Consider the following 495-nt stretch of genomic DNA (forward strand, 5'->3'; position numbering starts at 1 on the left):
AGCTGAACCACGGATAACAGGAGTGTCATCACCAGGGAAGTCATAAGTAGAAAGAAGTTCACGAACTTCCATTTCAACCAGTTCAAGCAACTCTTCGTCGTCTACAAGGTCACATTTGTTCAGGAACACAAGGATGTAAGGTACACCTACTTGGCGAGACAAAAGGATGTGTTCACGAGTTTGTGGCATAGGACCGTCAGTCGCAGCACATACAAGGATTGCACCGTCCATCTGAGCAGCACCAGTGATCATGTTTTTAACATAATCGGCGTGTCCTGGGCAGTCTACGTGAGCGTAGTGACGAGATGGAGAATCGTATTCTACGTGTGAAGTATTAATGGTAATACCACGTGCTTTTTCTTCTGGTGCAGAGTCAATTGCTGCGTAATCTTTCGCTTCACCGCCGTAAGTTTTTGCACAAATAGTTGCAATCGCAGCAGTTAAAGTAGTTTTACCATGGTCGACGTGACCAATTGTGCCCACGTTTACGTGTGG

Annotated in this window: 1 protein-coding gene; it reads right to left on the minus strand. The window is 45.9% G+C overall.

Translation table 11 applies throughout. The annotated features are described in order from the left end of the window. A partial coding sequence (locus GTU69_RS16960; RefSeq protein WP_166172234.1) for a GTP-binding protein occupies positions 1–495 on the minus strand: 495 nt, incomplete at both ends.

Source organism: Acinetobacter sp. SA01 (genome assembly GCF_011319235.1).
Taxonomy (GTDB): Bacteria; Pseudomonadota; Gammaproteobacteria; order Pseudomonadales; family Moraxellaceae; genus Acinetobacter.